Origin of the sequence: Salinisphaera shabanensis E1L3A (assembly GCF_000215955.2) — a bacterium.
GTDB lineage: Bacteria > Pseudomonadota > Gammaproteobacteria > Nevskiales > Salinisphaeraceae > Salinisphaera > Salinisphaera shabanensis.
In genome coordinates, this window is record NZ_AFNV02000011.1 from 24,285 (window position 1) to 37,393 (window position 13,109).

Annotated in this window: 11 protein-coding genes; 5 read left to right on the forward strand and 6 right to left on the reverse strand. The window is 64.2% G+C overall.

The window, feature by feature from the left end:
- Nucleotides 1-38 precede the first annotated feature (38 nt).
- Genes SSPSH_RS08345 through SSPSH_RS08360 form a run of 4 tightly spaced genes read right to left on the reverse strand, consistent with a single transcriptional unit; the run spans nucleotide 39 to nucleotide 4,042 of the window.
- A complete protein-coding gene (locus SSPSH_RS08345; protein WP_006914773.1) occupies nucleotides 39-989 on the reverse strand; it encodes a DUF4340 domain-containing protein in 951 nt (316 codons plus the stop codon).
- Between the two features lie 7 nt (nucleotides 990-996).
- The gene (locus tag SSPSH_RS08350) at nucleotides 997-2,340 is read right to left on the reverse strand and encodes a GldG family protein (RefSeq protein ID WP_006914774.1); all 1,344 of its coding nucleotides are present in this window, start codon (nucleotides 2,338-2,340) and stop codon (nucleotides 997-999) included.
- Nucleotides 2,340-3,110 (reverse strand): ABC transporter permease, encoded by a 771-nt coding sequence (locus tag SSPSH_RS08355; RefSeq protein ID WP_006914775.1) that lies wholly within the window; start codon nucleotides 3,108-3,110, stop codon nucleotides 2,340-2,342. Before SSPSH_RS08355 ends, SSPSH_RS08350 begins: the two co-directional genes overlap by 1 nt.
- Nucleotides 3,107-4,042 (reverse strand): ABC transporter ATP-binding protein, encoded by a 936-nt coding sequence (locus SSPSH_RS08360; protein WP_021031602.1) that lies wholly within the window; start codon nucleotides 4,040-4,042, stop codon nucleotides 3,107-3,109. Before SSPSH_RS08360 ends, SSPSH_RS08355 begins: the two co-directional genes overlap by 4 nt.
- Before the next feature lie 81 nt (nucleotides 4,043-4,123).
- Between SSPSH_RS08360 and SSPSH_RS08365 the strand changes: the two genes are divergently transcribed.
- The 4 genes from SSPSH_RS08365 (at nucleotide 4,124) to SSPSH_RS08380 (ending at nucleotide 9,753) form a co-directional block, all read left to right on the forward strand.
- Nucleotides 4,124-6,145, forward strand: a complete 2,022-nt coding sequence (locus SSPSH_RS08365) for a hydantoinase/oxoprolinase family protein (RefSeq protein WP_021031603.1) — start codon at nucleotides 4,124-4,126, stop codon at nucleotides 6,143-6,145.
- A 191-nt stretch (nucleotides 6,146-6,336) separates the two neighbouring features.
- Nucleotides 6,337-7,404, forward strand: coding sequence for an NADH:flavin oxidoreductase/NADH oxidase (locus SSPSH_RS08370; RefSeq protein ID WP_006914778.1), 1,068 nt, complete (start codon nucleotides 6,337-6,339; stop codon nucleotides 7,402-7,404).
- 103 nt (nucleotides 7,405-7,507) lie between these two features.
- Nucleotides 7,508-8,521: a bile acid:sodium symporter family protein gene (locus SSPSH_RS08375; RefSeq protein WP_006914779.1), complete on the forward strand. Its 1,014-nt coding sequence runs from the start codon at nucleotides 7,508-7,510 to the stop codon at nucleotides 8,519-8,521.
- Nucleotides 8,522-8,529: 8 nt separating this feature from the next.
- Nucleotides 8,530-9,753: an MFS transporter gene (locus SSPSH_RS08380; protein WP_006914780.1), complete on the forward strand. Its 1,224-nt coding sequence runs from the start codon at nucleotides 8,530-8,532 to the stop codon at nucleotides 9,751-9,753.
- A 12-nt stretch (nucleotides 9,754-9,765) separates the two neighbouring features.
- Here the strand turns inward: SSPSH_RS08380 and SSPSH_RS08385 are convergent, their stop codons facing one another.
- Both SSPSH_RS08385 and SSPSH_RS08390 read right to left on the reverse strand, forming a co-directional pair.
- Nucleotides 9,766-10,662 carry a metallophosphoesterase gene (locus SSPSH_RS08385; protein ID WP_006914781.1) on the reverse strand — a complete coding sequence of 299 codons (897 nt, stop codon included), beginning with the start codon at nucleotides 10,660-10,662 and terminating at the stop codon, nucleotides 9,766-9,768.
- 66 nt (nucleotides 10,663-10,728) lie between these two features.
- Nucleotides 10,729-11,952 carry a carbohydrate porin gene (locus tag SSPSH_RS08390; protein ID WP_006914782.1) on the reverse strand — a complete coding sequence of 408 codons (1,224 nt, stop codon included), beginning with the start codon at nucleotides 11,950-11,952 and terminating at the stop codon, nucleotides 10,729-10,731.
- Between the two features lie 234 nt (nucleotides 11,953-12,186).
- Between SSPSH_RS08390 and SSPSH_RS08395 the strand changes: the two genes are divergently transcribed.
- On the forward strand, nucleotides 12,187-13,095 hold the full coding sequence (locus SSPSH_RS08395) for a metal ABC transporter substrate-binding protein (RefSeq protein ID WP_021031604.1): 909 nt from the start codon (nucleotides 12,187-12,189) through the stop codon (nucleotides 13,093-13,095).
- Nucleotides 13,096-13,109: the final 14 nt, after the last annotated feature.

The following is a 13,109-nucleotide window of genomic DNA, read 5'->3' on the forward strand; positions in this document are numbered from 1 at the left end:
ACGTCTGCCTCCAATATTGGAGAGCCGGCTCGTGCTCTTTAGTCAGGACGCGAGGCGTCACCCTTCTCCCCCGCCGGGTTCAACGGAATGGCCGACGGTTGCAGACTACGCACGCGCCCGGCTCCGAGCGTATCTGGATGCTGCATATCGAGCAGCGGCGCAGCCAGATGCGGCGCGAAGTGATAGTCGATACCGCGCTCGGCGTCACGCAGAATCAGTTCCGGTTCGCGCTCGATCACGTCCAGTCGCCGCTCGTGATCATCGCCATAGCGCAGCGTCACGCGTGCGATACGTTCGCGCGAGGCATCAACCGGTTCGAGCGAGAGCACCCGGCTATGGCGCCAGGCATCGATCGTGGCCTGGGCATAATCGGCACCGCGATCGGCGCTGCTCGGTTTGACCTGCCAGCCGCCGGTTTCACCGCGAGTGAGGGTCAGGCGCGGCAGCGTGAGCTGGGCGAGATCGGCGTTATCGGTAATGAGCGTGGGCGAAACCCAGTTGCGCCAGGTGGTGGGTAGTCGAGCCAGCTGTTCGGCTTGAACCAGGAGCATCGCATGCGGCGTGGCGACGTAGCGGCTGGCGGGTGTGGGCCCTTCGTTGCCGACGAGAATCGGCGCTTGGCCGTTGAAGCGCACCACGAGCGCGGGGTCGTCGAGCCCCGTGGTTTCGTCATCGATCGCGCCGCGTTCATAGCGCTGTGTGGGCGTGGCCTCGGCCAGGGCAAGTAGTGCTTCGACCGGTACGTCATCGGCTGGGGCCGCAATAGGTTGGCGTAACTGCCAGGTTGCGGCTGGCCTCGACCGGTCGAGCTCGACCACGGCGTTGGGCAGATGCACTTCCATCGCTGTGACCGAGCCGGGCGCCAGGGCGCTGACCGTCTGGGGCGGCGTAGGCGCCGGCTCTGGCGCGCGAACCAGCCACAGAGTGAGTCCGAGCACCACGATGCCCAGAATGAGTACCACATTGAAGATCAGCCGCTTGCGGGTCATGGCGGACTTATCGACGGCGCCGGCGACGCCAGCGCATTAGCCCGAAGCCAAGCAGCGCGATCGGCAGGATCAGCACGTACACCCACCAGAAACCACGAATTTGCGCGGGTGTGAGTTCGAGCCTCGTATCCGGCGCTTTGGCGACATCCACCGCGATCTGGGCATCGCGAAAGCCGAGCCACTGAAATATGGCGAGCGCGAGCGGCCGGTTGCCGAGCCGTTCGAGATGCCCGTTGGTCATGAAATCGCTGTCGGCGACCACGGCCACGCGCTGGGCGAATTCGCCGGCGTCGGTCTGTACGGCGCGGGTCAGGGCAATCCCCATATCCAGCGGGCCGCGTGTATCGCCCTGGTCGGGCTGAAAGGTCAGGCTTTGCTGGCCGTCGAGCGGCCCGGTTTCGAGCCAGCTGCGCGTGCTCGAGCGTAGAAACGTCTGTGCCTGCCACTCGTTCGTGGCAGAGCGCTCGAGTCGGGCCAGCGCGCCGGCGTACGGAAACACGCCAATCTGTGTAAGGCTTTCGGTGATCGGTGTATCCGGATAGTTGGCAATAATGGCGATGGCGGGATGGCCAGTGCCCAGCTCGCGAAAATCCGGGTAGATCAGCGTGCCGGAAAGCCAGCGCAAGCCGAGGTCGCTCGCCAACGGTTCCAGGCCGTAGCGTGGGCCGGGGTCGTCGGCCCATAGCAGCGCGCCGCCACGGGCGACATATTCACGAATCATGCGGATTTCGCCGGGCAGCATAGCGCGCTGGGGGCTGGCGATGACCACGAGCGCGGCGTTGTCGGGAATGGCAGCGGCCTCGGCGATATTCAGGCTGCGGGTAGTCAGCCCCTGGGCATCGAGGGCGGCCGCAAGCTCGCTGTAGCCGCCGTTGGATTCGTCGGCAGGTGAGCGTTCGCCGTGGCCGGATAGAAACACCACCCATTGATCCTTGGCCACCGAGAGCTTCTGCAACGCGTTGGTCACGCTTTTTTCGCTGAAGTCGGTCACCGTCTGGCTGCGGCCCTGGTAGCGAATCTGTACGGCGCCCTTGTCGCCGATGCCTAGCGCGCGCACCTGCTGCGGGTCGCGCGCGGGATCGACGAATTCGAGGTTCACCCGTGAACTGGCGCGCGTGTAACGCGAAAGCCGCTCGCTCACTTCTGCCCGACGCGGGCCGGGATAGATATAGGCCGTGAACGCGATCGGCCCGGCGTCGAGGGCATCGAGCACCTGTTCGCTGGCGCTCGATAGCGAATTGCGATTACCCGCGGTCCAATCGGCGCTGAAAGAAAACCGCTGACTGACCGCGCCGGCCATGAGGGCCGCGATCACGATCAGCGCAAGCGACAGCCAGTGCGTCGCGCGCATCAGTGACGGTCCATATCGAGGCGCACGATGGTAAGCGCCAGAAAACCCAGCGTGAAAATCACGAAATAAAGCACGTCGGCGCTCGAGAACACGCCCCGCAGCAGCGCATCGTGATGGCCGATCAACGATAGCGCATGGGCGATATCGCCAAACGGTAGCGTGGTGCCGAGCACGACCGGCTGCCAGTCGAATGTCGACACGGCATAGCACAGCCATAACAACATCAGCACGCCGAGCGTGGCGATGGCAGCCAGCGTGGGTTCGCGTGTGAGCGATGAAACGAACAGCCCGATGGCGCAAAACGACGCCATCACCAACCACAGGCCGATCAGTCCCGCGCTCAGTAGCCCCAGATCCAGCGGCGTGAACAGCGCCAGCGAGAGCGGCATGGCCGCTATCAACACGAACATCAGGCTCAGATAGCCCATGAGTGCTGCGAATTTGCCCAGCACGATCGCCCACAGCGGCGCCGGCGCCGCCAGCATGAGATCGAGATTGCCGCTCTTACGCTCTTCGGCGAAGGCGCGCATGGTCAGCAGTGGCACAACAAGCAGCAGTACCACGGTGGCAAAACGAAACACGCCGCCGCCGACAATGGCGGAAATGCCGTCGTACTCGCCCACGGTTTGTGGGTTCAGGCTGATATCGGTCAACGACAGGGCGAACAGAATGCCCAGCAGCAATTGGGTGACGGCCAGCAGGGTCCAGGAGAGCGGCGAGACGAACAGCCGGTTGAGTTCGTGGGCGGCGATAGCGCGAGTGGCATTCATGCGGCGTGGTCCGGGACGTCGCGTGTGAGTTCGCGAAAACGGCTTTCCAGGTCGGGTGCGTGGCTGGTCATCTCCAGCAGTTGCCACCCCTGGTGCACGGCGGTTTCGGCCAACGCGCTTCGAATATCGTGGCCGGTTTCTGCAACCACGCGCCAACGCCCGTCGCCGGTTGACTCGACCGATTGCACGCCGGCCAGCGCTGCGAGCGTTTGCGTGCTCGGGCCCGAGCGCAGCGTGATATCGACCACGGCCGGGATGTGCGCGATCCCGCTCGGGCGTTCGTCGAGCACGACCCGTCCGTGGTGCAGGATGACCACGCGTGCGGCGACCGCTTCGATTTCCGACAGGATATGGCTGGACACGATCACGCTATGGTTGGCGGCAAGCCGTGCCACCAGCTCGCGAATGCCGCGCAACTGGTTCGGGTCGAGCCCGGCCGTGGGCTCGTCGAAGATCAGGACGTCCGGGCGGTGCACGATCGCTTGGGCGATGCCTACACGTTGCTGATAGCCCTTCGACAGATTGCCGATCAAGCGTTTGCCGACGTCTTCGAGCCCGCAATCGGCCTTGGCCTGGGCGATCGCGTCGCGGCGCGCGGCGCGCGGGATACGGTGCAGACGGGCACAGAATTTCAAATATTCGTCGACCGTGAGTTCAGCGTAGACCGGCGGGTGTTCGGGTAGATAACCGAGATGGCGTTTGGCCTGCAGCGGTGCGCGTGCCATATCGAAGCCGGCGATCTCGATACGACCGGCGCTGGGCGCGAGCGTGCCGGCGAGCATGCGCAGGGTGGTGGATTTGCCGGCCCCATTGGGGCCAAGCAATCCCAGCACTTCGCCGCGCGTAAGCGACAGATCCACGCCATCGACCGCGCGTCGGCCCGCATAATCGCGGACCAGCCCTTGCGCTACGAGCTTCAAATCGCTTTCCATGATGGTTTCCCGGCAAACCGGCAGCGTTCGGCCGTACAAAACGGCGACAACGACGAAGCCGAATCATCCGCTGACAGGATCATGACCCTAAACCACGACGATCGTTCGACAAAGCCGCAATCGAATTCGCAGTCCGCCGGCGAGCTGGGCGTGGATACCGGCGGTACATTCACCGACGTGATCGCACGCGAGAACGGTGCCCTGGCTGTCTACAAGATCGCCTCCACGCCGGACGCCCCGGAAGAGGCCGTGATCGACGGCGTGCGTCATTTTGCCGGCGACGCCGCGGCCGACTGGCGCATCGTGCATGGCTCCACGGTGGCGACCAACGCCGTGCTGGAGAACAACCTGGCCCGTACGGCGTATATCGCCAATACCGGTTTTGCCGATGTGTTGACCATCGGCCGTCAGGCGCGCCGGGAGCTTTATGCGCTCGAGCCCGCGCCCAACCCCGTACCGGTGGCGCCCGAGTTGTGTTTCGAGGTCGATGCACGCCTCGATGCCCACGGCAATTCGCTCGTCGCGCTGGACGAGGCCATGTGCGATGCGCTGGTCGACAAGCTGCGTGAGGCCGGTGTCGAGGCCGTCGCGATCAACCTGCTGTTCGCTTTTCTGAACGGCGATGACGAAGCCGCCATCGAATCCGCGCTACGTAAGGCATTGCCGGATCTGGCCATTGCCCGTGGCAGTCGCGTTTTGCCCGAATACGGCGAATACGAACGCGGCATCGCGACCTGGCTCAACGCCGCGCTCGGGCCCACGGTCGGCGGCTATCTGCGCCGCCTGGAAAGCGCGCTCGAACGGGTCGCAATCATGCACGGCGCAGCCGGCACGGTCGGCGTCGATCAGGCGGCCGATAATGCCGTGAACCTGTTGTTGTCCGGCCCGGCCGGCGGCTTGCTCGGGGCGCGCTTCGTGGCCCGATCCGCCGGGCTCGATCGGGTGCTCACGCTGGATATGGGCGGCACGAGCAGCGATGTGGCGCTGGTTGCCGATGAACTGGCATTGACCAGCAAGACCCGTATCGCCGGCTATCCGGTCGCCGTGCCCATGGTCGATATGCATACCATCGGTGCTGGCGGTGGCTCGATTGCCTGGCTGGATGCCGGTGGGCTGTTGCAGGTCGGCCCCGCGTCGGCCGGCGCCGAGCCCGGCCCGGCCTGCTATGGAAAGGGCGGCGAGCAGCCGACCGTAACCGATGCCCACGTTGTGCTCGGACGCCTGCCGGCCTCGACCCAGCTGGGCGGACATATGGGCCTCGACGTGGAGGCGGCACGACGTGCGGTCGGGCGTATTGCCGAGCCGCTCGATTTGAGTGTCGAGGACGCGGCAGCCGGCATTCTGCGTATCGCGGATGAAGCCATGACCGGCGCGCTGCGCGTGATTTCGGTCGCGCGCGGGGAATCGGTGGCGGACGATAGCCTGCTGTGCTTTGGCGGCGCCGGGCCGCTGCACGCCTGCGCCTTGGCCGAAGGCATGGGCATGAAGCGCGTGCTCATTCCCGTGTTCGCTGGCGTGCTCTCGGCGCTCGGCATGCTGGTCGCCCGGCGTTCGCGCGAGCGTTCGCTGAGTATTCTGCAGCCGCTGGCCGATGTGGATACCGACGAGATCGATGCATGGCTCGAACCGCTGCGGGAGGCGACGCGTGATGAACTGGTGGAAGAGGGCGTCGCCGAGTCCGACATCGAAGAACGATTGAGCGCCGATTTGCGCTACGCGGGCCAGAGCGCATCGCTCAACCTCGCCTGGCGCGAGCCGGCCGAACTGGTTGACGCGTTTCATGAGGCCCATGCAGCCCGCTACGGGCATCGCTTCGAACTGCCGGTCGAGCTGGTCAACCTGCGTCTGCACCGCGCCGGGCCCGTGCCCGACGTCGAACTGCCGGATATCGAGACGGGCGAGGGTACGCCCGAAGCCGCTGAAACTGTCGCTGTGCATGGTCTTGGCGATGCGGTTCCGGTTTACGATCGTGACTCGCTCCACGCCGGCCAACGCTTCGATGGCCCGGCGATCGTGCGCGAAACCGTTACGACAACCTGGATCGCGCCGGACTGGGCGGCGCAGGTCGATACCAAGGGGAATCTGGTGTTGTGCCAGCGCTAATGGGGCGAACTAAGCCAGCGCTCTCGAGCTTGGAACTCGTGAGGCGGGTGGACTCGGTTACGCGATGTCGTTTCCTGCCGGGCGGTGTCACTGAAAAAGATGTTCGCAGGTCCAGACGTTTACGCTGATGTATATTGCACGCAACTGAGCTCGGGCGCTTGCCGCGTCCGCCCTGTGCAAGGAGCTAATCCGTGAGCGATCTTTTTCAACCCTGGACCATCGGCGAGGTCACGTTTCGCAATCGTTTATTCGTCTCGCCCATGTGTCAGTATTCGGCCGAGGACGGTTTCCCGAACGATTGGCATTTCGTGCATCTGGGCAGCCGCGCGGTCGGCGGCGCGGGTCTGGTGATGATCGAGGCCTCGGCCGTTACGCCGGCGGGGCGGATCACGCCGGCTGATCTCGGTTTGTGGCAGGACGCTCATATCGCCGAGTTCAAGCGCAATGCCGATTTCATTCATGCACAGGGCGCTGCCGTGGGTGTGCAGTTGGCCCACGCCGGCCGTAAGGCGTCCTGCGATGCCCCCTGGCGCGGTGGCAAGGCGCTCAGTGCCGAGCAGGGCGGCTGGCAGACCGTGGCGCCAAGCGCGATCGCATTTTCGGACGATTCGTCTATGCCGCATGCGCTCACGCATGCCGAGATTGTAGAACTCGTTGATGCGTTTGCCGCGGCGGCCGAGCGTGCGCTGGCCGCCGATATGGACATGGTCGAGTTGCACTGCGCGCACGGTTATCTCATGCACGAGTTTCTGTCGCCGCTGTCCAATACGCGCGACGACGACTACGGCGGCAGTCTGGCCAACCGCGCCCGTTTTCCGCTCGAAGTGGTACGCGCCGTGCGCGCGGTCTGGCCGAAGAACCGGCCGCTGTTCGTGCGTATTTCCTGTACCGACTGGGCCGACGGCGGCTGGGATATCGATGCGTCGGTACAGTTTGCGCACTGGCTCAAGGCTGAGGGCGTAGACGTGATCGATTGCTCCGGCGGCGGCAATACGCCGGCTGCAAAGATCCCCGTCGGACCGGGTTATCAGACCGGGTTCGCTGCACGTATCAAGCGCGACGTCGGTATTGCCACCGCTGCGGTCGGCATGATCACCGACCCCGTACAGGCCGAACATATACTGCATTCCGGCCAGGCCGACTGCGTACTGCTTGCGCGTGAACTGTTGCGCGATCCGTACTTCCCGTTGCGCGCGGCTCGCGAGCTGCACGGTGCCGAGGTGGATTGGCCTGTGCAGTACGAACGCGCGGCCCGATAGCAGCGGGCGTGTTTTCAGCGCCCGGTTCGGCGCGTCGCTCCACATGGCTGGTACGTCGCTTGCATAGGCGTGCGGCTATTCCTCGCCCGGTACAATTGCACAGATGAAAAAACTAAACTGGCTCAAGCGGTTCTTGCCAGACCGATTCATCGTCGCGCTGCTTGCTGCGATCTGTCTGGCGAGCTTCGTGCCGATCTCCGGTACGGTCGCGGTTTACTACGACTACTTCACCAACGCCGCCATCGCCCTGTTGTTTTTTCTGCATGGTGCAAAGCTCTCGCGCGATGCGATCTATGCGGGCGCGACCAACTGGCGGTTGCACGTATGCGTTTTGCTGACGACTTTTGCGCTGTTTCCGCTCATCGGCCTGGCTTCGCAGCCGCTGCTCGGCGGCTGGCTGACGCCGGAGTTGCTTGCCGGCGTGTTGTTTCTCTGTCTTTTGCCATCGACGGTGCAGTCGTCAATCGCGTTCACGTCGGTGGCACGCGGCAATATTCCGGGCGCGGTCTGTAGTGCCAGCCTGTCGAATGTGCTGGGTGTGTTCATCACGCCCCTGCTTGCCGGGCTCTTGATCAGCTCGCAGTCGATCAGCGGCGGCGGTTCGCTCAATGCCGTCGTCGATATTCTACTCAAGATTCTGTTGCCGTTCGTGCTCGGCCAGATCGCGCGCCGCTGGGTCGGTGGCTGGATTTCGGCCCATCCGAAACTGGTGAAGTTCGTCGATCAGGGCTCGATCGTGCTTGTGGTATACGGCGCGTTCAGTGCCTCGGTCGTCGAAGGGCTCTGGCAGCGCATGCCGCTATCGGCGCTGGCGGTCCTTGCGGTCGTGTGCGTCGTACTGCTGGGGGTTGTCATGGGGCTGACGTTCATCGTCGGCCGGCGCTTCTTCTCGCGCGAAGATGAAATCGTGCTGCTGTTCTGCGGCTCGAAGAAATCGCTGGCCAGCGGTATTCCGATGGCCAAGGTTCTATTTGCGGGTAGCGCGCTCGGGAGCGCGGTGTTGCCGCTGATGCTCTTTCACCAGCTTCAGTTGATCGTTTGCGCGCTGATCGCCGCCCGGTATGGGCGGGCAGCGGATGCCGCGGATGCCGCATCGGCTACAGGGCCAGCCCGCTGAGTTCGGGTTTGTCGACGGTCGATCGCGACCGCAGAACCACCGGATGGCAGATCGCCGGCATCGCCTTTCTGGGCGGTGTGGGCGGCGGCGTGGTGTTTCCGATTCTGCCGGTGATCGGTATGGATCTGGGGATTTCCGGGTTCATGATCGGCCTGATTCTGTCGGCCAATCGTATTACCCGGCTGGGCTTCAATCCGATCACGGGCAGCCTGTTGGATCGTTTCGGCGCGCGCTGGCCGGTGGCTATCGGGCTCGCGATCGAAGCACTCGGCACATTGGCCTTTTCGATCGGTCTGGTAGCGGACTCACCCGGTGCGTGGTTTCTTGCCGGGCGCGTCATCTGGGGTGTCGGTTCGTCGCTGCTTCTGGTCGGCACGCTGGCCGCGGTCATGGCAATCGCGCCGCAGGCGCGGCGTGGCGGCATGACTGCGCGTGTCCGTACGGCGATCAGCCTCGGCCTGCCTGCCGGGCTGGTTATCGGTGGACTGATTGCCGACGGCGCGTCGGCCAACGCCGCCTTTTTGACGGCGACCGCTCTAAGTGTCGTCGCGGCATTGCTGGCCGTGGTGGTGTTGCCGCCGACCAGCGGTCGTAGTCCGGAGCCGGCCGAACAGCGCAGCAAGCCCGAAACGACGCGCGAACAGTGGCGTGCGCTGCTTGGCTTGAAGACCCTGCGCATCATCTGGGGCGCGAACGCGCTGCTGTTCTTTGCTGTATCTGGCGTATTGCTGGCCACCATCGCGGTGCTCGTGGATCAACGCGGCCTGTTCGTGTTCGGTCTCGGTGCCGAAGGCAGCGCCGGGCTCTTGATGGCGGTACTGATGAGCGCACGTGCCGGCGCATCGCTGGCGGCAGGGCGCGTACTCGATCGGACTCAATCTCGTACCCGGCTGTTGCTGCCGGCAATGGCACTGGTTGCGATCGGGTTCGCCGGACTGGGTCTGGCGACCAGCGCCGTAACCGCGGCGATGGCGTTGCTGGTGATCGGCGTTGGCTCCGGCGGCCTGACAATTCCCATGCTGACCTTGCTTGGCGACGTGACGCCGCCGCACCTGCACGGGCGTGCGCTGTCGGTCTATCAATGGTCGAGCGATTTTGGCGGGGCGCTTGGCCCAGCCGCCGGGCTGGAGCTGGGGCGGCTGGTCGGCTTTGGGCCGAGCTATGCCGGCGTAGGCCTGTTGATGCTGGCGATGGCACTGCCGCTGTGCGGGCTGATCGCGCGTGAGCGCTGACCGGATGGCGCGTTAGCCAACCGTTGGTTCGGCGCGACCCAGCGCACAGCGGTTGATCTCGTGGCCGTCGTTGTCGACGAACACGGTTTCGGCCCGCACCGTGTCGTCCTCGACGGTCAGCGCGATATGGTGGCGTTTTTCGCCGTTATCCTCGATACGCGGCACCCGCGCGGCGTTGAGATACAGCGTTGTCGCGTCCTGTGCCCAGGTGTCGCGCCAGGCACCGGTGTGCTTGCTGCGGTGATGCATGTGCCCAGCGAGCACTGCCCGCACGCGTCGGCCCGTGCTGTGAGCATGATCGATGGCCATGCGCAGGTCCGGGTCGCCGAAGTCGCCGTGGTCGGGATCGAAATCGCAGCCGAACGGCGTGCCGGGTGTATCGCCGAGCCCGGCAGGGCCGTTGTGGGCCAGCACGACGAGATTCTTTGGCGCATCGTCCACGAGCGCACATAGCCGGGCCGCGCTGGCTTCGAAATCGGCGATACCAAATGCCGATTTCAGATAATGGCGATAGTAGAAACGATTCGGGCCCATGGCGTGCGGTCGTGCGACCAGCAGGCCGAGATCGGTGTCGAGCCGTGCCAGATTGTAGCCGCCCAGCCGCACGCCGCCGAGGGTTTCATCAAGCCGGCGTACGCGTTTTGCCATGCCGCGCGCGCCCAGGCGCGCGGCCAGCGGGCGGTTCTTGACCTCGGCGAGCAGTTGCCAAAGCCCCACCGCGTCGTGATTGCCTGGAATTGCCCACCCCGGTTTGGTGAGCCCCGCGAGCTGGCGCGCGACCGGCAAGCTGTTGGCCACGCGCGCGAAGTCGCCCACGAACAGCAGCATGTCGTAGTTGCTGGCATTGAAGAACGCGGTGTCGCGTTCATCCCAGAAGCCGTGTATGTCGCCGATGACGCCGAATCTCATGGCGGACGTTTTAGGCTGCCACGGCTTCGGCGTCAAACCCACGCCGCCATGCCGGGCCGGCCGTGGCTAGAACGCGATCTCGCCGCGCAAAGTGACGACCTTGGCGTCTTCGAGCCCCATGCCGCCGGGATTGACGATGTATTGGAAGTCCGGCTTGAGCGCCATCCAGCCAGTGACCTGAATGGCATGAAAGACTTCGATGGCGGTTTCGTGCTCTTCGATGAAGCCGGCCCCCGGCGCATCGGAGAAATCGACGCGGCTGGCCATGAGCCCGGTGATATCGTCGGGTCGATCGTCGATCAGGCCGGTGATCTGTATGCCCGCGCCTATATGCGAGGCCAGTTCGCTCACATCCTCGTCGGCCTGGCCGTACTGGGCAAAGCCGTCGACGGCGAAGGAGGAGCTCAGGTCGTCGTAGAGCGACTGGTCCCAGACCACATACACGCCTTTGCTGGAATCCTCCGTGCCGCCGTCGAAACGGGTGAAGTCGCCATCGTGGCGCCAGTAGCCCACGCCCACGCGGCCGCCTAGATCGTCGATCGTGTATTTCAGACCGGCTTCGCCGACGCTGAAGCGGTCGCTGTCGTCGTCGAGGAAATCATCCGGCCCGCGTGTGCCGGTACGTCGGCCATTCAGGCTCGAGCCATCGTAAATACCGGCCCGTGCATAGGTGCCGCCCGGCAGTTTGGCGAACAGCGCAATCGCGGTGGCCGGATCCGGATAGGAAGGGAACGCCAGGATCGTGGGCGAAAAACCCGGTGAGGAGTTCAGGAACTGGTCACCGTTGTCGACATAGGCAAAGTCTTCGTTCGCATCCATCTTGCCGAGCTTGATGGCAAAGCGCTCGTCGAACAGGTCCTGGCGATACCAGAGCGAGTAGAAAGCATCTACCGGTGTTTCATCGATGTTGGAGTAGACCTGGATATCGCCGCTGTCGAGGTTGCCGTTATCGCCGTGAAAACCCAGATAGGATGCGCGCAATGTGCCACCGGGCCAGCCGAACGCGGCGGCCGTATCCAGCTCGACGCCCGCTTCGATCAGATAGCGCGCCGCTGTCGCGCGTGGTTCGGCGCCGCCGTCGAGCACGATCGAATAATCGCCGACGGCTACCGCATCGAACGTCAGTCCGTGGGATGTGGCGGCCGGGCGCAGCCCGCCCAGATCGCCGATCAGCGTATCCCGGGTCGAGACATTCGGCGCGCCGCCAGCGTCTATCTCATCGCTCGTTTCGGCATTCGACGGCCCCGCCGCGGCCACGACAGCGCCAACCACCAGCGTCGATGCCAGCACGTGTACCGGCCGCTGTGCAGTGGTTCACGCGGCATGGGTCGACGGCTTCATGTTGTCGGGTGTCGGTCGTCCAGGCATAGGCGCGTCTGCGGTTTTCACATTGATCGACAGGCGGATGGATAATTGACAGCCTGCGCACTAAAAATTAGCATGGGCTAAACTTCGTGGCCATAGGCTAGTGGGAGTCGTGGCGGCTCAAGCCGGTTTCTTATCTGGTGTTTGTGGGAGATAAACATGCGAGCTCGAAGATTGTTCATTGCCGCGGCGTTTGTCGCCTGTTGCGCAAGCGCCGCGCCGTCGGTCGCCGCCGAAGACGTGCGTTTCAAGGTGGCGACCACGTTCACCATCCTGGCCGATATGGCGAGCAACGTTGCAGGCGACCATGCCGAGGTGGTGTCGATCACCAAACCGGGTGCCGAGATTCACGATTATTCGCCCACGCCGCAGGACATCGTCCGCGCCAGCGATGCCGATCTGATTCTTTACAACGGTTTCAATCTGGAACGCTGGTTCGAGCAGTTCCTGGCCCATCTGGGTGACGTGCCGTCAGCAACGCTCAGCGACGGGGTCAAGGCGATTCCCATCGCTGCCGGCGACTATGAAGGCATGGCGAATCCGCATGCCTGGATGGGGCTTGAAGGCGCGGAAATCTATGTCGACAACATTCGCGACGCGCTGGTCGAACACGATCCGGACAACGCCGAGGCCTATCGCGACAACGCGGCGGCGTACAAGAAAGAAATTCGCGACACGATCGCGCCGCTGCGCGAACGGATTGCCGAGATTCCGGCCTCCCAGCGCTGGCTGGTCAGCTGCGAAGGGGCGTTCAGTTATCTGGCCCGCGACTTCGGCATGGAAGAACTGTATCTGTGGCCGATCAACGCCGAGCGCACAGGGACGCCGCAGCAGGTGCGTAAAGTGGTGGATGGTGTAAAGAAACAGAATATTCCGGCCGTGTTCTGTGAAAGCACCGTCAATACCTCGCCGGCGCGCCAGGTCGCCCGCGACACGGGCGCGCACTATGGTGGCGTGCTCTATGTGGACTCGCTGTCCGCGGCCGACGGCCCGGTGCCCACTTATCTGGATCTGCTCCGTGTGGATGCACAGACCATCGCCGATGCTCTGCACAAGCGCCGCGAATGATCCATGATCGGAAC

Excerpts from the sequence above, each read along its gene's own strand:
- SSPSH_RS08345 (WP_006914773.1), bottom strand. The coding sequence starts at position 989 with ATGACCCGCAAGCGGCTGATCTTCAATGTGGTACTCATTCTGGGCATC.
- SSPSH_RS08350 (WP_006914774.1), bottom strand. The coding sequence starts at position 2,340 with ATGCGCGCGACGCACTGGCTGTCGCTTGCGCTGATCGTGATCGCGGCC.
- SSPSH_RS08355 (WP_006914775.1), bottom strand. The coding sequence starts at position 3,110 with ATGAATGCCACTCGCGCTATCGCCGCCCACGAACTCAACCGGCTGTTC.
- SSPSH_RS08360 (WP_021031602.1), bottom strand. The coding sequence starts at position 4,042 with ATGGAAAGCGATTTGAAGCTCGTAGCGCAAGGGCTGGTCCGCGATTAT.
- SSPSH_RS08365 (WP_021031603.1), top strand. The coding sequence starts at position 4,124 with ATGACCCTAAACCACGACGATCGTTCGACAAAGCCGCAATCGAATTCG.
- SSPSH_RS08375 (WP_006914779.1), top strand. The coding sequence starts at position 7,508 with ATGAAAAAACTAAACTGGCTCAAGCGGTTCTTGCCAGACCGATTCATC.
- SSPSH_RS08385 (WP_006914781.1), bottom strand. The coding sequence starts at position 10,662 with ATGAGATTCGGCGTCATCGGCGACATACACGGCTTCTGGGATGAACGC.
- SSPSH_RS08395 (WP_021031604.1), top strand. The coding sequence starts at position 12,187 with ATGCGAGCTCGAAGATTGTTCATTGCCGCGGCGTTTGTCGCCTGTTGC.